The organism is Nocardia yunnanensis (assembly GCF_003626895.1).
GTDB lineage: Bacteria > Actinomycetota > Actinomycetes > Mycobacteriales > Mycobacteriaceae > Nocardia > Nocardia yunnanensis.
This window is the reverse complement of sequence record NZ_CP032568.1, coordinates 5,704,019-5,729,315: the sequence shown is the minus strand read 5'-3', so window position 1 is coordinate 5,729,315 and position 25,297 is coordinate 5,704,019. Positions and strand designations below refer to the sequence as shown.

Here is a 25,297-nt window from a genome sequence, read left to right as displayed (position 1 = left end):
GACCGGTAAGGTTGCTCTGCGTGCAGCTGTCCGAATTGGTTCCCGACCGTGCCGTACCCGACGTGGACCCGGACTGGCTGTACGAGACATTCGCCGACTGGGCGAGCGGGGAGGGCCTGAACCTCTACCCGGCGCAGGAGGAAGCGCTGCTCGAGCTGGTGACCGGTTCGAACGTCATCCTCAATACGCCGACCGGATCCGGCAAGTCGCTCGTTGCGCTGGGCGCGCACTTCGCCGCCCTGAACAAGGGCGAGCGCAGCTACTACACGGCACCGATCAAGGCGCTGGTGAGCGAGAAGTTCTTCGCGCTGTGCGAGATCTTCGGCGCCGACCGGGTCGGCATGGTCACCGGTGACGCGGCGGTCAACCCGGACGCGCCCATCATCTGCGCGACCGCGGAGATCCTCGCCAATCTGGCGCTGCGCGAAGGCGCGGCGGCCAAGGTCGGCCAGGTGATCATGGACGAGTTCCACTACTACGCCGATCCGGATCGCGGCTGGGCCTGGCAGGTGCCGCTGATCGAACTGCCGCACGCGCAATTCCTGCTCATGTCGGCCACTCTCGGCGAGGTCGACTTCTTCGCCGAGGATCTCACCAAGCGCACCGGGCGCGAGACCGCCATCGTGTCCGGCTCGGAACGGCCGGTGCCGCTGAGCTTCTCGTATGTGCGCACCCCCATCACCGAGACGCTCGAGGATCTGGTGACCACCAGCCTCGCGCCGGTCTACGTCGTGCACTTCACCCAGGCCGCCGCCATGGAGCGGGCGCAGGCGCTGATGAGCGTCAACGTCTCCTCCAAGGCCGAGAAGGAGGCCATCGCCGCGGCCATCGGCGAATTCCGTTTCGCCACCGGCTTCGGCAAGACGCTGTCGCGGTTCATCCGCCACGGCATCGGCGTGCATCACGCGGGCATGCTGCCCAAGTATCGGCGGCTGGTCGAGAAGCTGGCCCAGGACGGGCTGCTGAAAGTGGTGTGCGGCACCGACACTCTGGGTGTCGGCATCAACGTGCCGATCCGCACCGTCATGCTGACCGGGCTCACCAAGTTCGACGGCGTGCGCACCCGGCGGCTCAATGCCCGCGAGTTCCATCAGATCTCGGGGCGGGCCGGGCGCGCGGGCTACGACACCCTCGGCACGGTGGTGGTGCAGGCGCCCGAGCACGAGGTGGAGAACGCCCGGCTGATCGCCAAGGCGGGCGACGATCCCAAGAAGCTCAAGAAGGTCCAGAAGAAGAAGCCGCCGGAAGGTTTCGTGTCCTGGTCGGAGGAGACCTTCGACCGGCTGGTGGCGGCGTCGCCGGAACCGATGCAGTCGCGGTTCAACGTCACCAACTCCATGCTGCTGAATGTGATTGCGCGCAAAGGCAATTGCTTCTACGCCATGCGGCATCTGCTGGAGCAGAACCATGAGCCGCGGGCCGCGCAGCGCAAACACATTCTCAAGGCGATCCGGCTGTATCGGGCGCTGCGGGACGCGGGCGTGGTGCAGCAGCTCGACGAGCCCGACCAGTACGGCCGGCACGCCAGGCTCATGGTCGATCTGCAGCGCGACTTCGCGCTCGATCAGCCGCTGTCGCCGTTCGCGCTGGCGGCGCTGGAACTGCTGGACAAGCAGTCGCCGACCTACACCCTCGATGTGATCTCGCTCATCGAGTCCACCCTCGAGGATCCGCGCCAGCTGCTGATGGCCCAGCAGCACAAGGCCCGCGGCGAGGCGGTCGCGGAGATGAAGGCCGAGGGCATCGAATACGAGGAGCGCATGGAACTCCTCGAAGAGGTCACCTGGCCCAAACCCCTGGCCGCCGAACTGATCGAGCCCGCGTTCGAGACCTACAAGGCCGGGCACCCGTGGGTCTCGGAGTTCGAGCCGTCCCCGAAATCGGTGGTGCGCGAAATGGTCGAGCGCTCCATGACCTTCGCCGAACTGGTGTCGGGCTACGAGCTGGCCCGCTCGGAGGGCGTGGTGCTGCGGTATCTCGCCGACGCCTATCGCGCGCTGCGGCGCACCGTGCCCGAGCAGGCCCGCACCGAGGAACTCGACGACATCACCGAATGGCTCGGCGAGCTCATCCGCCAGGTCGACTCCAGCCTGCTCGACGAGTGGGAACAGCTCACCAACCCCGGCGCGGAGTCCGACGACCAGCAGGTGGCCTTCGGTGCCGAGACGGTGCGGCCCATCTCCGCCAACGAGCGCGCGTTCCGGGTTCTGGTGCGCAATGCCATGTTCCGGCGCGTGGAGCTGGCGGCGCTGCGGCGCTGGGACGCGCTCGCCGACATGGGCGACGAACTGGACTGGGAGACCGAACTCGGCCCCTACTTCGACGAGTACGAGACCATCGGGACCGGTCCGAACGCTCGCGGGCCCCAGCTGTTCCGGGTGGAGCAGCGGCCCGGTTTCTGGGATGTCCGACAGGTCCTCGACGATCCGAACGGTGATCACGGCTGGGCACTGGTGGCCATCGTGGATCTGGCCGAGTCCGACGCCGCGGGTGAAGTGGTGTTCGACGACGTTTCGGTCAGCGCCGGCTGAGCCGGTCACACTCTCGTAAGGCCTCGCCTGAGGCGGCGGACCGAATTCCGCCGTTAGAGTGACGTAGTCGTTCGTCCACCGGTTCGTTTTTCGAGGCGCAACGCGTGTATTGTCGCGCAGGTTGCCTGAGTCCCTGCCGCCCCTGGCCGACGGAAAAGAGTTCCCTTAGATTGCCCGGTCGAAACCTGCCCGAGTCGCCCTGTCTGGTCATCGACCTCGACAAGGTCCGTGCGAACTATCGCGCACTGCACGCCGCCCTACCTGCGGCACGAATTCGCTTCGCCGTCAAGGCGAGTCCCGTGCCGGAGATCATCCGGCTGCTGAACGACGAGGGCGCGGAGTTCGACGTCGCCAGCGTCGGTGAGATCGAACTCTGCCTCGTGCAGGGCGTCGATCCGGCCGTCATGTGCTACGGCAATCCCATCAAGAAGGCCGCCCAGATCGCCACCGCCTACGCGGCGGGCGTGCGACGCTACGCCTTCGACACCGAGGACGATCTCGCGCGCATCGCCGAGCACGCCCCCGGCTCCGAGGTGGAGTGCCGGTTCCTGTCCTCGGCCCCGCAATCGCAGACCCCGTTCGGCACCAAGTTCGGCTGCGCGCCGGGCGAGGCCGCGCGGCTGCTGGTGCGGGCGCACGATCTGGGCCTGCGGGTGGTCGGCCCCTACTTCCACGTCGGCTCCCAGCAGCTGGATCCGAAGGCGTGGGGCATCGGCATCGAGCAGGCGGGCGCCATCGCGGAAGCGTTGGCGGTCAAGGACATTCCAGTCACGGCGGTGAATATCGGTGGGGGACTTCCGATTTCGTACGCCGACCCGGCTCCCGGACTCACGGAGCTGGGTGCGGCCATCGCCGACGCGGCGAGCCGCTATCTCCCGGAACACACCGATCTCGTCGTGGAACCCGGTCGCGCCCTGGTGGGCAACACCGGCGTGATCCACGCCGAAGTGGTGAATGTTCGCGTAGCGCCGGACGGGCGGCGCTGGGTATACCTCGATATCGGCCGCTACAACGGTATGGCCGAGACCGAGAACGAGTACATCGCCTACCGATTCCAGACCGATCGGGACGCGGATCCGAAGGACGAGGCCGTGGTGGCCGGTCCTACGTGTGATGGCGACGATGTACTCTATCAACGCACGCGTGTCCTGCTTCCGACCACGTTGCGAGCCGGTGATCCCGTTCGGATCCTCGAAACCGGTGCCTATACGGCGAGCTATTCGTCGGTGTCCTTCAACGGTTTCCCGCCTTTGACTGTTCATGTCACTGGCGCTGAGCGAGAGTGAGTTTTAGCCAATGATCACGGCAGAATTCACCGGCTGGCATGTGCTGGCCGAGTTCGGTGGTGTCGACGCCAACCTCTGCGACGACCTCGAACGACTCGAAACCGCGCTTCGAAAATCGTTGGTCGCCGCGGGGGTGACCATCTGCGATGTCGTGAGCAAGAAGTTCGAGCCGCAGGGTGTCACCATCCTGGCACTGCTGGCCGAGTCGCATGCTTCGATCCACACCTACCCTGAGTCCGGCGACATCTTCGTCGACGTATTCACTTGCGGCAGCATCGGTTCCGGCGCCACCAAGGCGGTCGAGCTGCTGCAGCAGGAGCTGGCCCCGGGTTCGGTCAACATCGAGGTCATCCAGCGCGGGCACACGGCGCGCCGGATTCACGAGCCGGTGGGCGAGGGCCTGACCCGGGTGTGGAACACGACGGAGACCATCGTCGACACCAACACCCCGTTCCAGCACATGGTGATCGCGCGGACCGAGCAGGGCATCTCCCTGTTCTCCGACGACGACCGCCAGTCCACCGAGTTCTCGCAGCTCACCTACCACGAGGCCATGCTGGTCCCGGGGTACGCGCTGGCCGAGAAGCTGGACAACGTGCTGATCATCGGTTCCGGTGAGGGCGTCGCCTCGCAGATGTCGGTGGCCGCGGGCGCCTCGCTCGTCGACCACGTCGACATCGATCAGTTGGAGGTGGAGCTGTGCGCCAAACACCTCCCCTACGGCTACACCGAGGCCGATCTGGCCGAGGCGGTCGCGCAGACCGGCCCGATCAAGATGCACTACGCCGACGGCTGGGACTTCCTGGCCCAGGCCGAGGCCGCGGGCGTGCGCTACGACATGATCTGCATCGACCTGCCCGACGAGCGGGTCGAGGACGCGCAGCACAACCGGTTGTACGAGGACGATTTCCTCAACCGCTGTAAGGCGCTGCTGGCCGAGGGCGGCGTGCTCGCCGCGCAGGCCGGCTGTCAGACCATGTGGCGCAACGAGACTCTCACGCGTTCGTGGACGCGCTTCCACAACCTGTTCGAGACGGTCGTGCCGTACGTGTCCGACGAGCACGAGTGGACCTTCATCTTCGGTACCCCGAAGGCGATCGCGGATCCGGTCGCGAAGATGACCGCCACGCTGTCGGCGCTGCCGTACAAGGCGGCGACCATCGACGAGCAGGCCCTGGTCCGGGGCGCGATCGAGCCGCACGCGCTGCGTGTGGGCGTGAGCGTCCAGTAGATTCCGCCGTAGCGAAAAGCCCCCGCGCACCGTGGTGTGCGGGGGCTTTTCGGTTCAGGCGATGGCCGGGAGCCGCACCACCTGGCCGGCGTAGGCGAGGCCCGCGCCGAACCCCAGCAGCAACGCGAGGTCGCCCGGCTTGGACTCGCCCGAGCGCAGCAGCTGTTCCATCGCCATCGGGATCGAGGCGGCGCTGGTATTGCCGGTCTGTGCGATATCCCTTGCGACAGCGATGTTCTCGGGCATGTGCAGGGCACGCAGCAGAGCATCGGTGATGCGGCCGTTGGCCTGGTGCGGGACGAAGGCGTCCAGCTCCTCGACCGTCACCCCCGCCTGATCGAGGGCGTCGCGGCAGGCCTTCTCCAAGAACGTGACGGCCCAACGGAATACGGCCGCGCCGTTCATCCGGATGTAGGGGCGCACGGTGGTGCCGCCGGTGGCCTCGGCCTCGGCCACTTCGGCGAAGTACTGCTGAAAGTCCTTGTCCTGCTTGATCGCCGCGGTCTGACTGCCGTCCGAGCCCCACGCCACCGGGCCGATGCCCTCGGTGTCGGACGGTCCGACCACCGCGGCGCCCGCGCCGTCGGCGAAGATGAACGCGCAGGTGCGGTCGTCCTGATCGAGCAAGTCCGACAGGCGTTCGACGCCGATCACCAGCACGTGGCGGGCCTGCCCGGAGCGAACCAGGTTGGCGCCGTTGGCCAGTGCGTAGCAGAAGCCCGCGCAGCCGGCGGAGACGTCGAAGGCGGCGGTGTCGTGCATGCCGAGTTCGGTGGCGACGACCGCGCCCGCCGAGGGGCCCAGCACCATCTGCGAGGAGGTGGCCAGGATGACGGCGTCGATCTGCTGCGCGGTGATGCCCGCGGCGGCCAGCGCGTCCTTGGCGGCCGCGGTGCTCATGGACACGATGGTCTCGTCGTCCTCGGCCCAGTGTCTGGCCTCGATGCCGGAGCGGGTCCGGATCCATTCGTCCGAGGAGTCGATCCGGTCGACGATCTCGGCATTGGGGACCACCCGGCGCGGGCGGTAGGCGCCCAGGCCGAGCAGCGCGGCGTGAGCGACCGGGGTAGCGGTGGCGATCTGGGCTGGCATGCGCGGATTTCCCTCTTTCCCATATGAACCGATCGGTCCACGTAGTTTAGGTTTAACATGGACCGATCGGTTCACACAAGCCCTGGAGGATTTCGATGACGGCGGGACCGCGCGCCCGATTGATCGCGAGCACGATCACCACGGTCCAGGAGCACGGCGTGCACGCCGCGGGGCTGAACGAGCTGCTCAAGCGCAGCAATGCCTCCAGGAACTCGCTGTATCAGCACTTCCCTTCCGGCAAGGGCGAATTGGTGGCCACGGCCGCGCGCCTGGTGTCGCGCATGGTCTACTCGCACGTGAGCCGCATGGCCGACGCGCTGCCGGGCGCGCCCGCGCTGGCCGGGTGGGTGGACGAACTGCTCGCCTTCTGGCGCGGCCAGCTCGAGACCAGCGACTTCCGCGCGGGCTCGTTCATGATGGCCGCGGCGCTGGACGAACTCGACCCGACCCTGCAGTCCGCGGCCGGGCAGGCGTTCTCCGAATGGACCGCCCGGCTGGCCGACGGCCTGGTAGCGGCCGGCATCGAACGCTCCACCGCGTGCTCGCTGTCGGGTTTCATCCTGTCGGTGATCGAGGGCGCGATCGTCCAGAGCCGCGCGCTGAAATCCGTCCTCCCCTTCACCGACGCCGGCACTCAGCTCACCGTCCTGCTGCGCCACCACCTGCCCAACCGCGGGTGACGCCCGCGGCGGGCGCGATTCGCGGTTGACTTGGAGCACACTCCAGGTCGTAGCGTCGTAGGCATGATCGCGACCAGGAAACTCGGCGAATTGACCGTCAGCGCACAGGGACTCGGCTGCATGGGCATGAGCAGTGCCTACGGCGTCCACGACGACGACACCGAATCCATCGCCACCATCCACCGCGCCCTCGACCTGGGTGTCACCCTGCTCGACACCGCCAACGTCTACGGCCCCGAAACCAACGAACGCCTCGTCGGCCGCGCCATCGCCGGCCGCCGCGACGAGGTGGTGCTCGCCACCAAGTTCGGCATCGTCTGGGGTGAGGGCGGCGTGATGGGCGCGCGCGGCGACGCCGCCTTCGTCCAGCAGTGCTGCGACGAATCCCTCGCGCGCCTCGGCGTGGACCACATCGACCTCTACTACCAGCACCGCGTCGACCCGAACGTCCCCCTCGAGGAAACCTGGGGCGCGCTGTCGGAACTCGTCGCCGCGGGCAAGGTCCGCTACCTCGGCATCTCCGAAGCCTCCGCCGACGACATCCGCCGCGCCCATGCCGTGCATCCGGTGACGGCCCTGCAGTCGGAGTGGTCGCTGTGGACCCGTGACCTCGAATCCGAGATAGTCCCCACCTGCCGCGAACTCGGCATCGGCATCGTCCCCTTCTCCCCGCTGGGCCGCGGCTTCCTCACCGGCGCACTGACTTCCGCCGCCGACCTCCCGGCCGACGACCTCCGCCGCCGCCTGCCCCGCTTCTCCGACGCCAACTTCGACCGCAACCTCGCCATCGTCGAGGCCCTGCGCACCCTCGCCGACGAAAAAGGCGTCACCCCCGGCCAATTGGCCCTCGCCTGGCTCCACTCCCGCGGCGACGACGTAGTCCCCATCCCCGGCACCAAACGCCGCACCTACCTCGACCAAAACGTAGCCGCCACCCACATCACCCTGACCCCCGCAGAAATAACCCGAATCGAAGCCGCAGCCCCCACCTCCGCCATCGCCGGCGCCCGCTACCCCGACACCCTGGCCCGCGCCGCCAGACGCTAACCAGCAAACCGGTCACCCGCCGACTACTTGTTGAAACTGGCCGCCAGGTGAGGCCCCGCGGGATACTGCCGGGATGCGGGTATCGGTGGCGGCGGATGAGCGGACCGGAGTGGCTGACGACGTGGTCGAGGAGCTGCGTCGGCGCGGGCACGAGGTGACCCTGCACGGGGCGCTCGAGCCGCGGGAGCGGGACGATTGGGCGTGGGCTAGTGAGGCGGTGGCGCGGGATGTGGCGGCGGGGCGGGCCGAGCAGGGGGTGGTGTGTTGTTGGACCGGGACCGGGGCGTCGATCGCGGCGAACAAGGTGGGCGGGGTGCGGGCGGCGTTGTGTGTGGATGCGTACAGCGCCGCGGGCGCGCGAAAGTGGAACGACGCCAATGTTCTTGCGCTGAGCTTGCGGTTGACGTCGCGGGCGCAGTTGATCGAGATTCTCGATGCCTGGTTCGGCGGGGCGGCCAGTGACGACCCCGGTGATCGGGCCAATATCGAGCATGTGGACGGGATCGGGTGATCAGGACTGCGCGGCGAGGTGGGCGTGGGCGGCGCGAAGTTCGCGTTTGAGGATCTTGCCGCTGGGGTTCTTGGGGAGGGCGTCGACGAAGGTGACGTACTTGGGGACCTTGTAACCGGCCAGGCGTTGTTTGCAGTGGGCGATGAGGGCCGCGGCGTCGGGGTCGGTTCCGGTGCGCGCCACCACGATCGCGGTGACCGCCTCGATCCAGTGCGGGTGGGGGATGCCGATGACGGCGGCTTCGGAGACGGCGGGGTGCTGATAGAGGATTTCCTCGACCTCGCGGCCGGCCACGTTCTCGCCGCCGGTTTTGATCATGTCCTTCTTGCGGTCGACGACCGACAGATAGCCGTCGGCGTCCATGACACCGAGGTCGCCGGAGTGAAACCAGCCGTTGCGGAAGGCTTCCGCGGTCTTGGCCGGATCGTTCCAGTAGCCGAGCATGGCTTGCGGTGAGCGGTGCACGATTTCGCCGACCTCGCCGACACCGACCGGGATGTCATCGTCGTCGACCACCCGGGTTTCGACGTTCAAGGCGGGGCGGCCCGCCGAGCCGGGCTTGGTCAGCTGATCTTCCGGTGCGAGAACCGTTGCCAGCGGAGCCAATTCGGTCTGACCGTAGAAGTTGGTGAGCCCCACGGCGGGTAGGCGCTCGGAGAGTTCCAGCAGGACTTCCACCGAGAATGTGAAAAACGGCACCATAGGTCCGACCGGGGCGAATGCGCCAGAAATGCTCGTAGGAACTGCCGCTTACCCTTCCGCAGCAGCGAAGGACGGCTACCTCCTGCCGGACCAGAGTGGCCGGATAAGGATTCGGCGCGGAGTGACCCCGCTGGCCTCAGTCCTCGGCGGTCGGGACGGGTAGACCGTAGTGCGTGCACAGCGCCTCGAGCATGACTATCTGGCGTTCCAGGTAGCGGCCGTTCTGTGCTAGCTGGGCCTCGATGGCGGGTAGGCGGCTCTGGTGGGACTCGGTACTCACCAGGCCACCGTAATCATTGCTACCGCTCGGGTGCGCGCCACGGGTGCGCTAGTGCGGCGGCCCATGCCTTATCCCACGGGAACAGGTGTATGTAGTCCGCGCCGGTGCCTGGCTCGTGTTGCTTGTACACGTCGTCGCCGACCAGAACGGTTACGCCCCAATCGGACAGGTCGCGTATCGCCCTCTGGAGGGCTGGAAAGCTGATCTGCGCCCAATTCGAAAAGGGCATGGCTACTACGGGTAACCGTTTACCGACCGCCTCGACCAGCAGACCGAGCGGCAGCGTGTCCGAGATTCCGGCGGCCCACTTGGCCAGGGAGTTGCATGTGAGCGGGGCAACGATCATGGCGTCCGCCGGGGGCAGGATGTCAGGGGCGTCGGGCTCTTTGTACAGGCTGCGCACCGGGTGCCCGGTCTTCGCGGCGAGTGCCTCGGTGTCGATGAACCGGCGGCCGTCCGGGGAGGCGATGACGCACACCTCCCACCCGTCGGCCTGTGCGAGGTCCACCAGCTTGCCGATATCGCGGGCCGCGGGTGAACCGGTGACGATGGCGTAGAGAACGGGTGCCCCGTGGTCGTTCATGCCCACCAGTGTTTCACCTACGCACCCCGCACCAGGCTGCAAAGTTCGACAAGCTGGTGGTAGATCGCGAATCACTCACCGCCAGAGCGCGAACCGTTTCGTGAACCTGCGGGTGATAGCGGGTCAACTGCGGCGCGATGCTGCGGGCGGTGTTCAGTGATTCCAGGGCGCGCGTGCGGTCGCCGTGTAGCAGCCACGCCCGCGACAGGTCGATGAAATAGTGCCCGGTGCGGCTCGGAGCGGCACCGCGCGGCAATTTGATCGTGGCGGCCCGACTGACAGCGGTTGTGCCATCAGACAATTCGACCGGCACCGCGACTCGGTGAATGTCGACGTTGGCGGCGGAGAACTTTGTCCCGTAGTGGTTGGCCTGTTCCTGGCGTGGCGCGGTCTGTATTGCGGCGGCAGTCAGGTAGTCGTTGGCCAGGTCGGTGTTTCCGGTGCGGGCAGCGAGCACGGCGGCGCGTAGATCCAGGGCACCGCGGACAGCTTTGGACGCGTCACTGGTGGGTGGGAGATCGACGTAATCGGTTGCGCGGCTGATGGTTCGCAATCCGCCCTTGTATGCACCGTCGAACAGCAGGATCAAGGCGTGGTTCCACTCGGCGGTCGCGGCACGGAGCGGGTCACCACCGAGTGAGGCGAAGGTTCGGGCGCGCTCGTCGGCGAGGTGGGCCAAGTCGAGGTGGCCGAGTCGATACAGCGAGACGACTGCGTAAGAGTATGCGGCGGAGAGCATTTCGCGAGCGGCTGGTTGGTCGTCGGCGGGGAGTTCGTTACAGGTTCGGTGTAGGTGGCGAAGGATATCGGGCAGCGCGCGCACCACCTCGGCGTGTTTGGTCTTGCGGTCCCACACCTTGACCGCGGTCAGGGCCTCGCCGAGGTCAGCCAGGCTACGGACCTCTGTGTCCAATTCGGGGTCGTCGCCCTCCACCAGCGCCTGCCGCAGTGCGGGCACACCGGCCTGTTCAGAGGTAGGCAGCGCATTGCGGGATCCGTAAGGCTGCTCGGTCAAATCGGTCACGCTCACCGACAACGCCCGCGCGACAGCGGCAGTCAGGCTGTGCGTCGCCGGACGCTCCCCGCTTTCCACCTTGCTGAGCAGCGAGCCCGAGACGTTCGCCCGGCGGGCGAGGGCGATTTGCGTCAATCCGCGCAGTTTGCGGACTTCAGCGATACGGGCACCGATGCTGAAATGTCGCTCCACGGTCACCATTCCAGCGTGACCCCTCGGCGCTGATCATTCAATACCGCCTGGTGTGGCAATCCTGTGGAAGTTCACCCTCAATTTCACGCGCAAGCTCACCACCACGCATCCGCTTCCGGCCGAGACCATCTCCCGGCGGCGGGTGTTTCCCAACCGAGACAAGGGCAGCGGAAAGCATCGGAGGGGTACCGGTGAGGCGGGAACCGACAGCACTCGGACATATCGACGACGAGGTGACCATAGCGCCGGAATGGGATAAGGCGGTGTGTATCCGGCTGGCGCGCCAACTTGGCTATCGGCTGATCTGGCCGCCGGAATACACCCGGCTCACGATCCTGGATCTGGTGCGCGAAACCGATGTGGACGCCGTGATCACACCATCGGCGACGCATGTGGACGCGCTCACCTTGGACAGGCTCATGCACACATGTGACGTCGAAACAGCCTGCCCACGTGAAACATTCGCGCGCTACTTCGGGGGGCGGCGCGGATGTCCAGCGTGAGCCCGTTGACTCTGCCGGACCTCGCTGTGCTGGGCGCACTGCACACCGCCGGTGAATCGTTGTCCGCCGGGGCAATCGCCGCCGCTGTAGCGAAGCCAGCGTCGAGCAGCCCCGGAATGCACCTGACCATCAGCGCCGTAAGTCGGATCACTGCACGGCTGCGGGCGCGGGATCTGATCAGCGCGACCGGTGGCGGAATCGGCCAGCGCTGGTACCTCACCGAACGCGGGCGAGTCCTGTGGGCGGCCAAGGGAAGCCGATTCACCCTGTGACCCGGCTCGAGAGGCAGCGAAGTCCGCCCTGTGCGAGTCGGCTGCGTCACCCCCGCGAACGGGCGGGTGCACCGAATCTCCGGCGTCCGCTGTGCCAGCCCACCACAACTTGAAACACGTTGCCGCCCAGCGATATACGGCACGACAAGTAGATAACAACCGAATAGATGAGAGAAATCCCATGCGTTACAACACGATCGCTGTCCTGGTGACCGCGCTGCTAGCTGTCGGCGCACTTACGGCCAGCGCACCCCAGGCTCGCGCGGAAGTCCCGCTGCCCTGTGTCGTCAGCGCCCACGATCCGACCTCGCCGCCGGGACCGCTGATCCACTTCGGATTCGATGCGCACTGCACCTCGATCCCCAACACCCTCGACGTGACAACCAAACTGTTCCGCGCGGGCCAGGTGAAAGGCGACCCGCAGTATGAGCACTACCTGCTACAGGCGGACGCCACCGGGAATTACGGGTACGTGTGCACAGCGGATGCCGCCGTCGCCGAGTGGCATACCGAGGTCACTTTCACCGCGAAGAAGGGCAACGCCCAGGATACGAATACCGTGTACACGGTTCCCGAAGCTCGCCCCCAGCTCGCCTGCTGATGTACACCCACCGACGAGAGGCCCAACGCATGACCGCAGCGATTGAGTATTCATTCACCGGCCCCGCTGTACTCGCCCCGCTCACGGCCCCAACGTGGGTCCAGCGTGAAGGCAACGAACACGGGTACCTGTCGTGGCTTTCTCCGCTCGTGAGCACGCCGCTTGGCATCCAATTTGACTACAGCGCAGCGGTTTTCAATCCCGGTCAAGTGTCACTTGTCAGGCATGAGGTGTCGGCGACGGTGGGTATCGACGGCGCGGAGCCCTTCCTGATCCCGGACCGGTCGACCCGAAGCAGCGAGAAGATGTCCCGCACGTCGTTCCTGGCCATCTCCCCCACTGGCCGCGCGGCAGAGGTCGTGATCACGGTGACCGATCATCTCTCCGGCGTCACGTACAGCACCGGACACCTGTCAATCCAAGGGCTCACCGAATAAGGAGAGACAAGCGGCGCACCCGTTACGGAATCGATTGCGCCGCTTGCCGCTTATCCAAAGCGCCGAATCACTTGCCTCTCCGCACATTGCCCTCCCGCACAGAGGAAATGATGTCGTAGCCCTCGCCGCCCTGGACGGCCGGGGTGACTCGGTAGTGCGCGAATGCCCGGATCCGCTTCAGCACCTCGCGAGATTCCCAGAAATCGGCCTCGACCTCTGCGACCTTGCGGCGGTTAGCTTCCCGCCGGGTCGCTGGATCGATCGCCGTCGCTGCCTCCAGGGCCTCCTTCAATGCCGCCGACATCGAATTCCGTTGGCCGGCGGTATGATTCGGTCGCCTGTCCAGTTCAATGACCTCGGCCCCGGCTGGGTCGCCCGCCGCGTCGTCCATGTCATCGTCGATGTCGGTCGGGTCGGATAGGATGGGGTTCAACTCCGATCCTTTCGGATAGTCCTCAGTCGGCGGCGGCGGGCAGACCGGCGAGCCCGATCCAGCCGAACAGCCGAATCTCGCTGTCGCCCAGCTGTTTCACCGCGGCCTCGGCCTCCCCCGCCAGCGCGTCCTCGGCGAGCAATGCGATCGCCCCGGAGTGTTCGAGGATGAACGCCACCTCGTCGGCGGTGAGCATGAAGTTGATCGGCACGAGATCGCGCCCAGCCGCGCCAGCGCGAAGTACGCCAGCACGAACTCGCGACAGTTGTGCGAGTAGATCGCCACCCGATCCCCTTGCGCCACACCACGATCGGCCAAACTGTGGGCGAACCGGTTGACCGCGTCGTCCAGTTCGGCATAACTCTCGCGCCGATCCCGCCACACCAGCGCGGTCTTGCCGGGCGTCCGGGCGGCACTGCGCCGCAACAGATCTCCGAGCGTCTGCGACCGCGCCACCGTCAGTCCGCCCGCCACCGCCTGCTCAGTGCCATTCATGCGACCAACTTCTACCGCATGACTGTGTCCCGCGTCATAAAGTCTCGCTGAGCAGGACCAAATCCCGCCGCCACGCAGCGCATTTCCCGGCATAGCGCGGCAGCTGATCGCGCTCGAACGCGGTCGCCGACCAGTCCCGGTCCTCGGCCGCGGCGGTCCAGGCGTACGTCCACGCGTACCCGGCCCGCTCCCCCGCCGTCACCGCCACCGGCACCAGGTCGTATTCGTCGTCCTCGAACGCATCGAGCACCCGCCACTCGGCGTCGGTGAGCCCGGTGAGCAGGAACCCCTCGGTCACGCGATTCGTGGCGGTCACCAGCCCGGGATAAGAACGCCCCGGCAGTGCGGCGGCCCTGCGGCCGAGCAGCCGGGCCGGTTCCATATCCGGTACGCGACCGATCAATTCGGCCAGCACCGCGCCGAATCGGAGAGTGCCGTAGACGAACAGCGGATCCTGAGCGACCGGCAGTCGCCGCCGGGGGTACGCGCGCTCGCTCACTAGGGCACCATCCTTTCTGCAGCCCAACGAGTTAGGGTTGTGACCTCTCGGTCCCGGCGGGTGCATGGCCCGGTTCGCGAGCCACTCGATGGCCACGATGAGTACTGCCAGCCCCGCCGGGCAGCTCAAGAGCTGGAAAGTGCTACGGAAGCTACGTTGCTGCCCGCACAAGGCCGGACAGCTCGCCAAAGCGATTCACGCCCTCCAAATCCGCGAACTCGAAGCCGATCGAGGATGAAAAAGGCTCACTGGAGCTTCATCAAGCGAGGTGAGTCGCCAGGCTGGCACATGCCGGGCGATTGATGTGCGCCGGCAGCGCCATGACCTTTTGATCAGGCCAAGTAGCCGAGGAGGAGGTTGGTGATTTCGGCGGGGTGGCTGAGGGCGGCGCAATGGCCGCCGGGGACTTCGTCGGGGGTGAGGGCCAGGCGGGATCGGGTCAGGCGGCGGAGGAAGGGGGCGGGGAAGAATTTGTCGTCTTCGCAGAGGATGACGCGGGTGGGGATCGATGGCCAAGTAGGAAGGGGCCAAGGGGTTTTCGCGACCGTGGAGGATTCGCCGCGGTGGGATGCCCTCCGCATGGCCTCTTCGGCTATCGGGCGCGGGACGCCGTTGTAGAAGCTGATGAAGGGGTCGTCGTTTCCGGTGCGGCCGCCGTCGAGGGCGGCTTGTTCCTCGACGGCCTGCCGGTAACCGGTGTTGGCCCACCATTCGTTCGGGCTCTCGCCCGGGGCCGGGATCATGCCTGCGAGCAAAACGAGTAGCCGGGCCGAGAGGCGTTGGGCCGCAAGGGTTGCGGTGTACGCACCGTAGGAGTGGCCGACTATCACGAGGTCCTCGTGATCGGCTACAGCCGCGGTCGCGGCATCCACGTAGTCGTCGAGGGTGGCGGAGTCGTCGTCGGGGAGGTCGGGGGCGAACGTCCGGTGGCCGTGGGCGCGCAGGCGCTCCTCGACCAGATGCCAGTACCAGCCGACGTCGCCACCGCCATGGATGAGGAGGAAGGTCGCCACCGAATCGAGCCTGCCTCATGTCGCAGCGCGAGGCAACGCCGTTCGGCGGACCCGGTATTGGGCTCGGCCGAGATGCGTCGCCCGCGATCCGCTAGACGCGCAGACCGTTGATCAGCGCCAACACCACGGGTTCGGTGTGGGCGCGAGCGGTTTCGGGGTCGTCGGCGTTGGCGATGAACATGGCGGCTTCGCCGAGCGCGGACAGGATGATCAGCGACAGTGGGCGAATATCGAGGTCGGCGCGCAGCACACCCGCTTCGATCCCGGCCTGGAGACCGCCGACGACCAGTCCGAGCCCGTACTTCTCGTCGACCTCACGCCACTCCTGCCAGCCCAGCACCGACGGCGCGTCGATGAGGGCGATGCGGACCCGCTCGGTGTCGACGCAGGAGAGCAGGAAGTTGTGCAGGCCCGCTTCGAGCGCGGCCAGCGCGTCGGTGGGCGGTGCGGCGGCCATGGTCTCGCCGACCTGCTGCAGGATCTCCTGCTGCACCTGTTCGTACACCGCCCTGAACAGGTCTTTCTTGTCCTTGAACTGGTGGTACAGCGCGCCGCGGGAGCTGCCCGCACGCTCCACGATCTCGGGGGTGCCGACGGCCGCGTAACCGCGTTCGGCGAAGAGTTCGCGCGCGGCGGCGATCAAGGTCGCACGGGTCGACTCGGATCGTTCGGCTTGCCTGATCATCTGCACCTTTCTGGCCCGGGTGAGTGGATCGTAGCGCGCAACCATTGAAAACAGGCAGCCTGTTTGTTAGTTTGAAATCCTCTTCACCGTCACAGCTCCAGAGGGAGTCATCCAGATGACGCACACCATCAGCCCCGAATCTCCTGCCGCCTGGCGCGATCCCGCCCTCGGCGTCCGACGCGAACTGGCTTTGCCGCAAGGTCAACTGTCCGTATTCGACAGCGGCAGTGGCGATCCCATCGTTTTCGTGCACGGATTGCTGGTCAATGCCAATCTGTGGCGCAAGGTCGTCCCGTCGTTGTCGGGCGAATACCGCTGCATCGCAATAGATCTGCCGTTCGGCTCGCACACCACCGCCATGCCGGACGCCGATCTGAGCGCGCCCGGCCTGGCCCAGCTGGTCATCGCCGCCATCGAGGAACTCGATCTGGGCCCGGTCACGTTGGTAGGCAACGACTCCGGCGGCGCGGTCAGCCAGCTGGTCGTCGCCGCGCGTCCCGACCTGGTCGCTCGTCTGGTCCTGACCTCCTGCGACACGTACGAGAACTTCCCGCCGCCGTTCTTCGACTACATCGGCCTCGCGGCCCGCACCCCGGCGGCCCTCACCGCGCTCGGCCTGAGCCTGCGCAGCCGCGTGATCCGGCGGCTGCCCATCGCCTATGGCTGGCTCGCCGGACCGATCGAGCGACCGGTCAGCGACTCCTACGCGCTGCCGGTCAACAGCAAGGCGATTCGCGAGGATGTTCGCCGCGTCATCGGCGGTCTCGACAGCAAATACACCCTCGAGGCCGCGAAGACGTTCGCGGACTTCGAGAATCCGGTGCTGATCGCCTGGTCGGCGGGCGATCGATTCTTCCCGGATCGCTACGCCGAGCGGCTCGCCGCCGACTTCCCCCATGCCCGCCTCGACTGGATCCGCGATTCACGCACCTTCTCCGCCGAAGACCAGCCGGGCCAATTGACCGCGGCCATCAAGGCTTTCCTCGCCTCGACCGCCGCCGAGACGCCACGATGAGCGTGCGCGATCTGCCGCAGCTCGCCGGCGTCGAACATCGCTTCCTCGACGTCGGCGGGTTGCGCACCCACGTGGCGCTGGCGGGCAGCGGCGAGCCGCTGGTGCTGCTGCACGGCTGGCCGCAGCATTGGTGGCAGTGGCGGCACGTGATCGGCCCACTGGCGCAACACTTCCGGGTCATCTGCCCGGATCTGCGCGGGCTGGGTTGGACCGACGCGCCGGAGGACGGTTACCAGCCCGGTGTCATGGCCGACGACATCGCGGGCCTGCTCGACGCTTTGGGCGTCGATCGCTTCCACGCCATCGGCCATGACTGGGGTGGTCTGGTCGGATATCTTCTGGCCCTTCGGTTTCCGGAGCGCATGGCACTACATCGCGATCAATACCGCCAGCCCGTTCCTGCGTCCGACGCCGCGCGTGCTGACCGGCGGTGTCCGGCTCTGGCATGTCGCGGCCAATGCAGCGCCGGTGCTGGGCCCGCGGCTGGCGGCCCGCACGATCCCGAATTGGGCGCTGCGCCATTGGGTTCACCGATCGGCGGCTCTGACACCGGCGGATCGGGAGGTCTTCCTGGCTCAGTTCGAGGATCCCGCCCGGGTCGACGCGACGGTGCGCTACTACCGCAATCTCCTCACCCATGAGATACCGCTGCTGCTGGCGGGCCAGTATCGGTGGAATCGGCTCAGGGTGCCGACCATGGTCCTCGTCGGCAACCGGGACCCACTCCTGCCGGTGCCGACGGCACGCGAATTCGGTGCGCTGGCAACCGATATCCGCGTCGAGGAGTTCGACGGGGTCGGTCACTTCCCGGCGACCGAGCAGCCCGAGCGGGTCGTCGAGCTGGCGCTGGAGTTCTTCGGCGCTCAGAAATCGCTGTCGAACGCGTCGAATCCGCCGAAGTCTCCGTAGTCGCCGAAGTCCTGGCCGCCGAGATCGGCGCCGGGGTCCACGTTCTGGCCGTAACCGGGGTCGTTATCGCCCTGGTCGTATCCGCCTTGGTCGTAGCCCCCGCCGCCGGCGGCATCCAGGCCCGCCTGATAGCCGTCGCCGTAACCGTTTTCGAAGGCGGCCGTGTCGTAGCCGACACCGGACATCCCGCTGAAGAGGGCATCGAACAGCACCACCGAACCGACACCCCACGCCCCGGCGACCAAAGCGGTCTTCCACCACGGCTCGGAATACCAACCGGCCGGAACTGGTCGGCCGGCGACACGACCGCCAGGATAGTAATTCGGTGTCGCGGCCGACGGCGTAGGCGAGGCCTCGACCCGCCGTCCGTCGAACTCGATGGCCCGATTCTCGGTCACCCGGCCGGCACTGCGCTGGCCGTCGAGCTCGGGGACCGCGGGGCCGGGATCCATACCCATGGCGGTGCGCGCGGCGCTCACGTAGTAGAGGCCTTCCAGCGCGGTCTCTTTCGCCAGCCGCGCCTGCGCGGGGGACGTGGCCTGCTCGATCTGCGAGCCCGCGGCATTGAAGCGTTCACCCGCGTCGGCCAGCGCCTGCTTGGACGCGGCATCGGTGCCGGTGAGGTTGTAGACCTGCCCGCCGAGGCGTTCGATCACCCGGCGCGCATCGGCCTTCGCATCCGCGAGTTGCGCGTTCGACCGCGACTTCTGCGCGCGGTTGACCGCGACGACACCCAGCAGGACAACCACCATGACGAGGAACAAAACGACGACCGTAGCCATGCGACCAGCCTACGCAGCAAATTCGCCATTGAATTGCTGCGCGCTGTGAGCTGACCGACTAACCCGCCACCGCGGCAAAGCGACCCGCACGTCGCGCTGGATCAACCTCCTCTTCGTCCAGCTCCGACACCGCGAACTGTCGTTTGCCAGCAGTTTTCGCCGAGTACATGGCACGGTCGGCGCTGCGCAGCAGATCCGAGAAGTCGCAGTCGCGGCCGGGCGGGCAGAACGCGGTGCCCACACTCGCCGACGCCGGCACCCACCCCGCGGCGGTCGAGACCGGCTCGCACAGTGCGGCCAGCACTCGCATCGCCAGCTCGGCGAGAGTATTGCGGCGCGCGGGCAGCGCGACCACGAACTCGTCGCCGCCGTAGCGCGCGATCACGGCCTCGTCCGGACAGACCGACCGCAGCCGCTGCGCGATGGTGACCAGCACCTCGTCGCCGACCGTGTGGCCGTAACCGTCGTTGATCTGCTTGAAATCGTCGAGATCGATGAGCAGCAGGCCCACGCCGCGCGCCGGATCGGTGGACATCACCCGCACCCGCTCCTGCAGCAGCGAGCGATTGGCCAGATCGGTCAGCACATCGTGGGTGGCCTCGTGCCGCAGCCGCGTCTGCAAGGCCGCGATCTCCTGCACCCGCACCGACACCGCCTCGGAGAGACTGCGTTCCTGCTGGGCGAGGGCCCGCTGCTGCAACGCCTCGGCGTAGGCGTCGATGGCCTGACTGGCGATGAACGACCAGCGGGTGGCGATCAGCGAACCCCGCGGGCCCGGAGACAAACCCAGCAGCGCCCGGCTGGCCGGGGCGAGCATCCGGGTGCGGTCGAACGGTGATTCGGCCAGACTGCGGCCGATGCGGCGGGCGTCCTTCACCGGAAACGGTTCGGACCCCGCCAATTCCAGCAACTCCTCGATGACGCGGCCGAAGATGCGCTCGAGATCGTCGGAGGGAACGCCGGGCGCCTGACCCAGCGCGGCGCTGCTCGCGCCCGAGTGCACGGCCCGCACCCATTCCCTGATGGTGACCGCCACGATGGCGGAGGTTCGCGTGTCGAGATGGATGGGCATCTGCGCTCACCCGGCGAACATGAAGCCAGGACCGGCGGCCTTGCCGGTCACGCCCTTCGGATCGAACTCACTACTACGCGGTCGTCGCCCGCACCTCTGGTGCATGCTCACCGCCCCCTTTCCGATACCCCCGTCCGGACAAAAAGGATCCTAGCAAGCCACCCGACATCGAAAACCCCTGATTCAGAACAGGTTCCCGTGTCTCGCGAATGGCGATCGCATGGCACATCGCTACGGCCACCTGGGTGTTACACACTTTTCCGGCATGTTCTGCGCGACGCGCCGGACGCCCGGCCCCACCGGCCGCGACGTGCGCCGACACGGCCTGATTGGCATTCCGGGAGTGAGGTTCGGTACAGTGCTCAACGCACACGGCATCCACGGATGCGGTGACTGCGGGTGTAGTTCAATGGTAGAACCTCAGCCTTCCAAGCTGATGGTGCGGGTTCGATTCCCGTCACCCGCTCTTACCCGCCCCGACCTGATCTCGAGACCGGCGCGGGGAGCGTTCACCGAACGCGTATCGGGGTGTAGCGCAGCTTGGTAGCGCATCCGCTTTGGGAGCGGAGGGTCGCAGGTTCAAATCCTGTCACCCCGACCGTGTGGTTGAGACACGATTGAGGCCCTGACCAGCACGGCTGGTCAGGGCCTCGCTCTTTTCCAGGGGCAGCGCGAAGGGCCGTGCCAGATTCGTGCCTGACCGCTCACCGCGTGGCACCCGATCCGGGCCGCCGTGAACCGTGCTGGATCCCATGACCATCGCTCCACAGGACGAACGCGCCGTCCGGGCGATGCAGACTCGCGCGCTCCCACGGATCGACGGGCGTATTCGGGTCGGCTCCCGGTGCCGGGCGCGGAACGCGTCCGGTGCCAGGGTGATTGGGCGTTTACCCGATCGGGTACGCGCCCCTCACCAGCCGACTACCCGGCGACACCGCGAATCAGAATGTCGTCAGGAGATTTGACGGATCCGTCAATATCGCAGGCCACCAGCGACTTTGGGGGATCCCCCAAAGTCGCGACCAGGGGAAACGAGCGAATATCGGCCCGAGGAGAGCCCTCTACCGGCCAATTCCCAGCCCCACTCGACTCGGTGGACGCCCGTACCGACACCTTCCCAGGGTCTTTTCCGCGCGGCCGGAGTATCGCGTCCGACAACCTTGTGGGATCCCGCAAAATTGCTGGTCAGCGTGAAACCGTTCCCGTTTCCGTTTCCGCCGGGCGCAGCCACATTGTGCGATCCCCAAAGTGGCTGGCCACCCTTCTTGACGGCAGCGGCATCAAGTCCGGTCACGGACCCGAACAGCCGACCCCCGGGAACTGCCGCCACCTCGCCCTCGAACCTTCCGGGATCCCATAAGACGGCTGCTCAGCACAAGCCCCGGGTACTGACCAGCCACGTTCTGGATGTGCAGACGCTGCGGACAGCACCCGCGAGGGGATCGGATCACACAGGGCTTCGAGCCGTCCCGCGACGACCGGCACCGACCAGGGGAAATGCTGAATACCCGGCCGCACTAGCTCTCCCGCCTGCTGTTTCGTCGCACCGATCCGCCCTGTGGCGCGCACCCTTTACGGCTTCCAAGGGTCTTTTTCCGGGACAGCACGCGACACGCGAGGACACGAAGACCGTTGGGTCAGTGGGCGTCTGACTCGGCAGGACGCGGCGTGCCAGACCGCTCCTCGGGGAAGAACGCGGCAGGCCATGTCGCGGGAAACCTCTTATGCGCAGGAATATCCTTACGTGCCTGACGCGCAGCGGTATCGAGTCGGTCGAAACGTCGCAGCACCGCGATCCCGTCCAGGACGGTCTGACCGTGGATGTTCATCGCAGCGTCGAACGACGTGGCCGTGTCTTCGTGCCTGAAGATACGTGCGACACCGTGCATCGCATCGTTACGGGTCTCGGACCACACCCTTATGTCGGCAGTCACGGCACGGAACTCCGGATCATGTTCCACGCCAGGGGCGTTCGGGACTGCTGCATAGATAGGTGACAACCGATTTGGCTTGCCTTCGGGCGGGCTGGAAGGATGCCACCGTGCCCAAGCCCTACCCTCGTGAGTTCCGCGACGATGTCGTGCGCGTCGCGCGTAACCGCGACGACGGCGTGACCCTCGAACAGGTCGCCGCCGATTTCGGGGTGCACCCGATGACGCTGTCGAAATGGATGCGCCAGGCCGATGTCGACGAGGGCACCAAACCGGGCAAGACCTCGAGCGAGTCGGCCGAGTTGCGGGCCGCGAAACGCCGAATCCGGTTGCTGGAGCAGGAGAACGAGGTCCTCAAGAAGGCCGCCGCCTACTTCGCCCAGGCGAACCTGCCGGGAAAATGATCTACCCGCTCGTCCGCGAGCTGGCCGGAGACGGGATCCCCGTCACGGTGACGTGCCGGGTGCTGGGACTGGCCCGTCAGCCCTACTACCGGTGGCTCGACGACCCGGTCACCGACGCCGAACTCGAGGCCGCCTATCGCGCCAACGCGCTGTTCGACGCCCACCGCGACGACCCGGAATTCGGTTACCGATTCCTGGCCGACGAGGCCCGCGCCGCGGGCGAGCCGATGGCCGACCGGACCGCGTGGCGGATCTGCTCGGACCACGGCTGGTGGAGCGTGTTCGGCAAGAAACGCAACGGCAAGGGCAAACCCGGCCCGCCCGTGCATGACGACCTGGTGTTGCGCAATTTCACCGCCGATGCCCCGAATCGGTTGTGGCTCACCGATATCACCGAGCACCGCACCGCTTGGTGAGGGCAAGCTTTATCTGTGCGCGGTCAAGGACGTCTATTCCAACCGGATCGTCGGCTATTCCATCGATTCCCGGATGAAATCAGTCCTGGCAGTGCGCGCGCTCAACAACGCGGTCGCCCGACGTGGTGATGTGGCCGGTTGCGTTGTTCACAGCGACCGCGGGTCGCAATTTCGGAGCCGAAAGTTCGTGCGCGCCTTGACTCGTCACGGCATGGTCGGGTCGATGGGCCGTGTCGGCGCGGCCGGTGACAATGCCGCCATGGAGAGCTTCTTCGCGCTGCTGCAGAAGAACGTCCTCGACCGCCGATCTTGGTGCAGCCGTGAGGAATTGCGCATCGCGATCGTCACCTGGATCGAGCGAACCTACCACCGCCGCCGACGCCAGACCGCCCTCGGTCGTTTGACGCCGGTCGAATACGAGACCATCATGACCCCACCGGCCAGTCAGGCCGCGTGACCGAACCTGTCACCTGATCTTGCAGCAGTCCCTTCTTGTATCCGATGAGCGCGCCGCACAGCCGCCCGATCGGCTCGACCTTGATCGAGTCGTCGCCCTGTAGATGGCCCAGACGGCTCGCGAGTCGATCTCCGATCAGCGAGTCCAGAATCGCGATCGCCTCGAGGAAGTAGCCGTGGCTCGCGCACCGTTCGACCCGATCGAATGCGTCTGCGTAGCGTCGCCATCGCTGGCTGCCGAGACCGTTTCCGCGCGACTTCTCACGCGTAGGAATGACCATCGTTCCCCCTTCACGCACAGTGTTGAGCAGCCCGACCTTACCGTGAGATACCTTGAGCCGCTGGTCATCCCGTCCCCGGCTCACCGCCGGGCTACCCCTCGGGCTGGGTTTCGCCTGCTGGCGGCCTTGGAAATCAACTCCCGTGCTACTTCCCCGGTCACGGACTGGCCCGCCAAGATATCGAACGTCCGGTGATACAGCTTGATTTCCCGTGGTTGAGTGATCGTCAACTCTGCGGTTATGCCTTCGACGGTTACCCGACGCTCATCGAAGATGACGAAGTTCGTCAGCTGCATCGGAAGCTCGGAACCGAGGGGGACAATCCCGAACGTGACACGCGGCAACCCCATTGCGGCTATCAGCCGGTCCAGCTGTCCTCTCATCACCGAGTCTCCGCCAACGTTGTTGTACAGGGCTTGCTCACCCATCAGCAGATGAAACCGGCGGTCGCCCCTGTATAGGACCTGTTGCCGCTCGAGGCGTTTGGCTACACCCTCATCCAGATCGTTCGGTATCTCGTGGAACTTGATCGACCTCCGTAGTATCGCCGAGGCGTATTCGGCGGTCTGGAGCAATCCAGGTATCAGCGACGGCTGATACACCCGCATCACCTTGGCCTGCTGCATCAGGCGAAGAATCTCATGCTGTTTCTGCTTGGTCCCACCGCTGAGGGTTCGACGCCACTCCCGGTAAGCGGCGTCTATGTTCCGCAGAGACGCAACGAGGTCGGGTATCTCGCCCTCGGCCCCAGTGAGCTTGCACCAGAGCTGAATATCAACCACTGACGGCTTGGTCTTGCCGTACTCGATCTTGGGAACTCGGGTTTGGTGCCAGCCCGCCCTACGGGCAAGCTCGCTACCGCTGAGCCCGGCAAACTGGCGAATCGCCCGGAGACGTTCCCCGAGCGCTTCACGCTGTTGCTGTACCGAATCTGCCACCGATCAGACTTCACCGGCGTATTCGCTGAACGGCACCGCGGATTGCCACAGCCTCTCTTTCACGGCCCGGCAGTACGAGGCGATACCCGGATCGGTGGTGATTGCCGCACCAGCGGGCTTACCGTCGTTGTCTACCAGGTTGAAACCGACGGTCGAATCATCGAACAGCCACCAGTCATCCGGAGGAACCTCGCCGGAAAGGTGCCTCGGCAAGTACCGAATGTCTTCCCCCGCAGCAACATTGCTACCGGTGATCGATAACAGCCAGCGCTGATAGTCGCTGTGTGGCACCGTAACTACCCGGACACGAGTCACTTTCACCCCACGGCTGACCGTCTCCTGAACAAGCTCGGTCCACGGGCGCTTGCCGTACTCCGGTACCGGAGGCTCACCGTTCAGGAAGCGTCGCAACGGCTCCGATTCGGCGGGCACGGAGTAAGAGTCCCGCACCTCCAGGTGGAACGCCTCCCGTTTCGCCTGCCGGAACAGTTCAGGCCACGGGCTAGGCTGCCGCAGTAACACCGTAGAAAGTCCTCTCCGCCTTCGGCACTTCGACGGCAGTCTCATGGGGCTCCATGTCCAGCTTGCCCACCGTCTCAGGATCGGTGATCGGTCGGCCGGACATCAGGAACGTTCCCCGTCCGGTGTCGTTCATCGTGGCACCGATGAATGTATCCGGCTCAGCGAATCCCAACAGCAGGTGCGGTATCTCGATTGTTCCGGGGCTCTGAGTCTTCCAGCCCACTACCACGTAGGTACTCGTGTCCGTCGCGTACAGCGTCGGGCACTCCCCGTCACCTGAACCACCCTTGCCAAGGAACTTCAACAACATGATCGGACTCCTATCTGGACTACGCGCAACTATGCTTGCGCGTCCTGATTGTCCCTCTCATACATGTTGGACTACCTCGAATTAGACCAATTCCAGCATAGTTTGGCATAGGTGTGGCCTGGAGACCGTCGCGTTTCTTAGCGTCGTTTCATGGCGTTCGGGGCCGGTGCAGT

At 66.2% G+C, this 25,297-nt stretch carries 29 protein-coding genes, 2 tRNA genes and 4 pseudogenes; 17 read left to right on the top strand and 18 right to left on the bottom strand.

What is annotated here, in order from left to right:
* Positions 1–20: 20 nt before the first annotated feature.
* From D7D52_RS27055 to speD, 3 genes are all read left to right on the top strand, one after another.
* On the top strand, positions 21–2,531 hold the full coding sequence (locus D7D52_RS27055) for a DEAD/DEAH box helicase (RefSeq protein ID WP_120740778.1): 2,511 nt from the start codon (positions 21–23) through the stop codon (positions 2,529–2,531).
* Positions 2,532–2,716: 185 nt separating this feature from the next.
* Complete coding sequence (locus tag D7D52_RS27050; RefSeq protein WP_120744500.1) at positions 2,717–3,817, top strand: type III PLP-dependent enzyme; 1,101 nt, start codon at positions 2,717–2,719, stop codon at positions 3,815–3,817.
* Between the two features lie 13 nt (positions 3,818–3,830).
* A complete protein-coding gene (gene speD / locus D7D52_RS27045) occupies positions 3,831–5,048 on the top strand; it encodes an adenosylmethionine decarboxylase (protein WP_120744501.1) in 1,218 nt (405 codons plus the stop codon).
* A 54-nt stretch (positions 5,049–5,102) separates the two neighbouring features.
* Here speD and D7D52_RS27040 read toward each other — a convergent pair whose 3' ends face one another.
* On the bottom strand, positions 5,103–6,140 hold the full coding sequence (locus D7D52_RS27040; protein WP_120740776.1) for a beta-ketoacyl-ACP synthase III: 1,038 nt from the start codon (positions 6,138–6,140) through the stop codon (positions 5,103–5,105).
* A gap of 95 nt (positions 6,141–6,235) precedes the next feature.
* Between D7D52_RS27040 and D7D52_RS27035 the strand changes: the two genes are divergently transcribed.
* From D7D52_RS27035 to D7D52_RS27025, 3 genes are all read left to right on the top strand, one after another.
* Positions 6,236–6,820 (top strand): TetR/AcrR family transcriptional regulator, encoded by a 585-nt coding sequence (locus D7D52_RS27035; RefSeq protein WP_120740774.1) that lies wholly within the window; start codon positions 6,236–6,238, stop codon positions 6,818–6,820.
* Between the two features lie 63 nt (positions 6,821–6,883).
* A complete protein-coding gene (locus D7D52_RS27030) occupies positions 6,884–7,867 on the top strand; it encodes an aldo/keto reductase (RefSeq protein WP_162958574.1) in 984 nt (327 codons plus the stop codon).
* Positions 7,868–7,940: 73 nt separating this feature from the next.
* Positions 7,941–8,378 carry an RpiB/LacA/LacB family sugar-phosphate isomerase gene (locus tag D7D52_RS27025; RefSeq protein WP_120740772.1) on the top strand — a complete coding sequence of 146 codons (438 nt, stop codon included), beginning with the start codon at positions 7,941–7,943 and terminating at the stop codon, positions 8,376–8,378.
* Here the strand turns inward: D7D52_RS27025 and D7D52_RS27020 are convergent.
* The 4 genes and pseudogenes from D7D52_RS27020 to D7D52_RS27010 form a co-directional block, all read right to left on the bottom strand.
* Positions 8,379–9,056: pseudogene (locus tag D7D52_RS27020) on the bottom strand (AMP-binding enzyme); the annotation flags it as partial.
* Positions 9,057–9,216: 160 nt separating this feature from the next.
* Positions 9,217–9,360: a hypothetical protein gene (locus D7D52_RS38030; protein WP_162958573.1), complete on the bottom strand. Its 144-nt coding sequence runs from the start codon at positions 9,358–9,360 to the stop codon at positions 9,217–9,219.
* A gap of 19 nt (positions 9,361–9,379) precedes the next feature.
* Complete coding sequence (locus D7D52_RS27015; protein ID WP_120744498.1) at positions 9,380–9,943, bottom strand: flavoprotein; 564 nt, start codon at positions 9,941–9,943, stop codon at positions 9,380–9,382.
* 13 nt (positions 9,944–9,956) lie between these two features.
* Positions 9,957–11,159: a helix-turn-helix domain-containing protein gene (locus D7D52_RS27010; protein ID WP_120740768.1), complete on the bottom strand. Its 1,203-nt coding sequence runs from the start codon at positions 11,157–11,159 to the stop codon at positions 9,957–9,959.
* 182 nt (positions 11,160–11,341) lie between these two features.
* On the opposite strand from D7D52_RS27010, the gene D7D52_RS27005 reads away from it, so the two are divergent.
* The 4 genes from D7D52_RS27005 to D7D52_RS26990 all read left to right on the top strand — a co-directional run bounded on the left by D7D52_RS27005 (position 11,342) and on the right by D7D52_RS26990 (position 12,963).
* Entirely contained in the window at positions 11,342–11,653 is a 312-nt protein-coding gene (locus tag D7D52_RS27005; protein ID WP_120740766.1) for a hypothetical protein, read from the top strand.
* Positions 11,650–11,925: a hypothetical protein gene (locus tag D7D52_RS27000; protein ID WP_120740764.1), complete on the top strand. Its 276-nt coding sequence runs from the start codon at positions 11,650–11,652 to the stop codon at positions 11,923–11,925. The genes D7D52_RS27005 and D7D52_RS27000 overlap by 4 nt, the downstream gene beginning before the upstream one ends.
* 181 nt (positions 11,926–12,106) lie before the next feature.
* Positions 12,107–12,526: a hypothetical protein gene (locus tag D7D52_RS26995; protein WP_120740763.1), complete on the top strand. Its 420-nt coding sequence runs from the start codon at positions 12,107–12,109 to the stop codon at positions 12,524–12,526.
* Positions 12,527–12,555: 29 nt separating this feature from the next.
* Positions 12,556–12,963, top strand: coding sequence for a hypothetical protein (locus tag D7D52_RS26990; protein WP_162958572.1), 408 nt, complete (start codon positions 12,556–12,558; stop codon positions 12,961–12,963).
* Positions 12,964–13,030: 67 nt separating this feature from the next.
* Here D7D52_RS26990 and D7D52_RS26985 read toward each other — a convergent pair whose 3' ends face one another.
* The 4 genes and pseudogenes from D7D52_RS26985 to D7D52_RS26975 form a co-directional block, all read right to left on the bottom strand.
* Positions 13,031–13,396, bottom strand: a complete 366-nt coding sequence (locus D7D52_RS26985) for a hypothetical protein (protein ID WP_120740758.1) — start codon at positions 13,394–13,396, stop codon at positions 13,031–13,033.
* 22 nt (positions 13,397–13,418) lie between these two features.
* Positions 13,419–13,607: a hypothetical protein gene (locus tag D7D52_RS39480; protein WP_246023317.1), complete on the bottom strand. Its 189-nt coding sequence runs from the start codon at positions 13,605–13,607 to the stop codon at positions 13,419–13,421.
* Between the two features lie 59 nt (positions 13,608–13,666).
* A pseudogene (locus D7D52_RS40415) lies at positions 13,667–13,891 on the bottom strand (AMP-binding protein); the annotation flags it as partial.
* 34 nt (positions 13,892–13,925) lie between these two features.
* Positions 13,926–14,390, bottom strand: coding sequence for a gamma-glutamylcyclotransferase family protein (locus D7D52_RS26975; protein ID WP_222932682.1), 465 nt, complete (start codon positions 14,388–14,390; stop codon positions 13,926–13,928).
* Positions 14,391–14,487: 97 nt separating this feature from the next.
* On the opposite strand from D7D52_RS26975, the gene D7D52_RS26970 reads away from it, so the two are divergent.
* The gene (locus D7D52_RS26970) at positions 14,488–14,628 is read left to right on the top strand and encodes a hypothetical protein (protein WP_222932963.1); all 141 of its coding nucleotides are present in this window, start codon (positions 14,488–14,490) and stop codon (positions 14,626–14,628) included.
* 94 nt (positions 14,629–14,722) lie between these two features.
* On the opposite strand, the gene D7D52_RS26965 is transcribed toward D7D52_RS26970, so the two are convergent.
* Together D7D52_RS26965 and D7D52_RS26960 are read right to left on the bottom strand one after the other, a co-directional pair.
* Complete coding sequence (locus D7D52_RS26965) at positions 14,723–15,403, bottom strand: alpha/beta fold hydrolase (protein ID WP_120740755.1); 681 nt, start codon at positions 15,401–15,403, stop codon at positions 14,723–14,725.
* A gap of 91 nt (positions 15,404–15,494) precedes the next feature.
* Entirely contained in the window at positions 15,495–16,088 is a 594-nt protein-coding gene (locus D7D52_RS26960) for a TetR/AcrR family transcriptional regulator (RefSeq protein ID WP_120744497.1), read from the bottom strand.
* A gap of 115 nt (positions 16,089–16,203) precedes the next feature.
* Here D7D52_RS26960 and D7D52_RS26955 point away from each other — a divergent pair, with 115 nt between their 5' ends.
* The 3 genes and pseudogenes from D7D52_RS26955 to D7D52_RS39475 all read left to right on the top strand — a co-directional run bounded on the left by D7D52_RS26955 (position 16,204) and on the right by D7D52_RS39475 (position 18,012).
* Positions 16,204–17,103, top strand: a complete 900-nt coding sequence (locus D7D52_RS26955) for an alpha/beta fold hydrolase (RefSeq protein ID WP_120740753.1) — start codon at positions 16,204–16,206, stop codon at positions 17,101–17,103.
* Positions 17,100–17,453: pseudogene (locus D7D52_RS40410) on the top strand (alpha/beta fold hydrolase); the annotation flags it as partial. The gene D7D52_RS26955 and the pseudogene D7D52_RS40410, both read left to right, overlap by 4 nt.
* Positions 17,413–18,012, top strand: a complete 600-nt coding sequence (locus D7D52_RS39475; RefSeq protein WP_120740751.1) for an alpha/beta fold hydrolase — start codon at positions 17,413–17,415, stop codon at positions 18,010–18,012. The pseudogene D7D52_RS40410 and the gene D7D52_RS39475, both read left to right, overlap by 41 nt.
* On the opposite strand, the gene D7D52_RS26940 is transcribed toward D7D52_RS39475, so the two are convergent.
* Positions 17,967–18,794, bottom strand: coding sequence for a DUF1542 domain-containing protein (locus D7D52_RS26940; protein ID WP_120740749.1), 828 nt, complete (start codon positions 18,792–18,794; stop codon positions 17,967–17,969). The genes D7D52_RS39475 and D7D52_RS26940 overlap by 46 nt on opposite strands.
* A gap of 58 nt (positions 18,795–18,852) precedes the next feature.
* The gene (locus tag D7D52_RS26935) at positions 18,853–19,866 is read right to left on the bottom strand and encodes a GGDEF domain-containing protein (protein ID WP_120740746.1); all 1,014 of its coding nucleotides are present in this window, start codon (positions 19,864–19,866) and stop codon (positions 18,853–18,855) included.
* A gap of 395 nt (positions 19,867–20,261) precedes the next feature.
* Between D7D52_RS26935 and D7D52_RS26930 the strand changes: the two genes are divergently transcribed.
* Both D7D52_RS26930 and D7D52_RS26925 read left to right on the top strand, forming a co-directional pair.
* A tRNA-Gly gene (locus D7D52_RS26930) sits at positions 20,262–20,332 on the top strand.
* Positions 20,333–20,390: 58 nt separating this feature from the next.
* Positions 20,391–20,464: transfer RNA gene (locus D7D52_RS26925), tRNA-Pro, on the top strand.
* Positions 20,465–21,503: 1,039 nt separating this feature from the next.
* On the opposite strand, the gene D7D52_RS26920 is transcribed toward D7D52_RS26925, so the two are convergent.
* Positions 21,504–21,827, bottom strand: coding sequence for a hypothetical protein (locus D7D52_RS26920; protein ID WP_120740744.1), 324 nt, complete (start codon positions 21,825–21,827; stop codon positions 21,504–21,506).
* A gap of 80 nt (positions 21,828–21,907) precedes the next feature.
* Between D7D52_RS26920 and D7D52_RS26915 the strand changes: the two are divergent.
* Positions 21,908–23,074, top strand: a pseudogene (locus D7D52_RS26915) (IS3 family transposase).
* Here the strand turns inward: D7D52_RS26915 and D7D52_RS26910 are convergent.
* From D7D52_RS26910 to D7D52_RS26895, 4 genes are read right to left on the bottom strand one after another with little or no spacing between them, the layout of a single operon-like run.
* A complete protein-coding gene (locus D7D52_RS26910) occupies positions 23,043–23,438 on the bottom strand; it encodes a hypothetical protein (protein ID WP_162958568.1) in 396 nt (131 codons plus the stop codon). The pseudogene D7D52_RS26915 and the gene D7D52_RS26910 sit on opposite strands and share 32 nt — an antisense overlap.
* On the bottom strand, positions 23,435–24,292 hold the full coding sequence (locus D7D52_RS26905; RefSeq protein ID WP_120740740.1) for a helix-turn-helix domain-containing protein: 858 nt from the start codon (positions 24,290–24,292) through the stop codon (positions 23,435–23,437). Before D7D52_RS26905 ends, D7D52_RS26910 begins: the two co-directional genes overlap by 4 nt.
* Positions 24,293–24,295: 3 nt before the next feature.
* The gene (locus D7D52_RS26900; RefSeq protein WP_425464569.1) at positions 24,296–24,859 is read right to left on the bottom strand and encodes a DUF6879 family protein; all 564 of its coding nucleotides are present in this window, start codon (positions 24,857–24,859) and stop codon (positions 24,296–24,298) included.
* A complete protein-coding gene (locus tag D7D52_RS26895) occupies positions 24,795–25,124 on the bottom strand; it encodes a hypothetical protein (RefSeq protein WP_120740736.1) in 330 nt (109 codons plus the stop codon). Before D7D52_RS26895 ends, D7D52_RS26900 begins: the two co-directional genes overlap by 65 nt.
* Positions 25,125–25,297: the final 173 nt, after the last annotated feature.

Coding starts and splice junctions, on each gene's coding strand:
- D7D52_RS27040 (WP_120740776.1), bottom strand. CDS start 6,140: ATGCCAGCCCAGATCGCCACCGCTACCCCGGTCGCTCACGCCGCGCTG.
- D7D52_RS27035 (WP_120740774.1), top strand. CDS start 6,236: ATGACGGCGGGACCGCGCGCCCGATTGATCGCGAGCACGATCACCACG.
- D7D52_RS27030 (WP_162958574.1), top strand. CDS start 6,884: ATGATCGCGACCAGGAAACTCGGCGAATTGACCGTCAGCGCACAGGGA.
- D7D52_RS27025 (WP_120740772.1), top strand. CDS start 7,941: ATGCGGGTATCGGTGGCGGCGGATGAGCGGACCGGAGTGGCTGACGAC.
- D7D52_RS27015 (WP_120744498.1), bottom strand. CDS start 9,943: ATGAACGACCACGGGGCACCCGTTCTCTACGCCATCGTCACCGGTTCA.
- D7D52_RS27010 (WP_120740768.1), bottom strand. CDS start 11,159: ATGGTGACCGTGGAGCGACATTTCAGCATCGGTGCCCGTATCGCTGAA.
- D7D52_RS26995 (WP_120740763.1), top strand. CDS start 12,107: ATGCGTTACAACACGATCGCTGTCCTGGTGACCGCGCTGCTAGCTGTC.
- D7D52_RS26990 (WP_162958572.1), top strand. CDS start 12,556: ATGACCGCAGCGATTGAGTATTCATTCACCGGCCCCGCTGTACTCGCC.
- D7D52_RS26970 (WP_222932963.1), top strand. CDS start 14,488: ATGAGTACTGCCAGCCCCGCCGGGCAGCTCAAGAGCTGGAAAGTGCTA.
- D7D52_RS26960 (WP_120744497.1), bottom strand. CDS start 16,088: ATGATCAGGCAAGCCGAACGATCCGAGTCGACCCGTGCGACCTTGATC.
- D7D52_RS26955 (WP_120740753.1), top strand. CDS start 16,204: ATGACGCACACCATCAGCCCCGAATCTCCTGCCGCCTGGCGCGATCCC.
- D7D52_RS39475 (WP_120740751.1), top strand. CDS start 17,413: ATGACTGGGGTGGTCTGGTCGGATATCTTCTGGCCCTTCGGTTTCCGG.
- D7D52_RS26940 (WP_120740749.1), bottom strand. CDS start 18,794: ATGGCTACGGTCGTCGTTTTGTTCCTCGTCATGGTGGTTGTCCTGCTG.
- D7D52_RS26935 (WP_120740746.1), bottom strand. CDS start 19,866: ATGCCCATCCATCTCGACACGCGAACCTCCGCCATCGTGGCGGTCACC.
- D7D52_RS26900 (WP_425464569.1), bottom strand. CDS start 24,859: ATGAGACTGCCGTCGAAGTGCCGAAGGCGGAGAGGACTTTCTACGGTG.
- D7D52_RS26895 (WP_120740736.1), bottom strand. CDS start 25,124: ATGTTGTTGAAGTTCCTTGGCAAGGGTGGTTCAGGTGACGGGGAGTGC.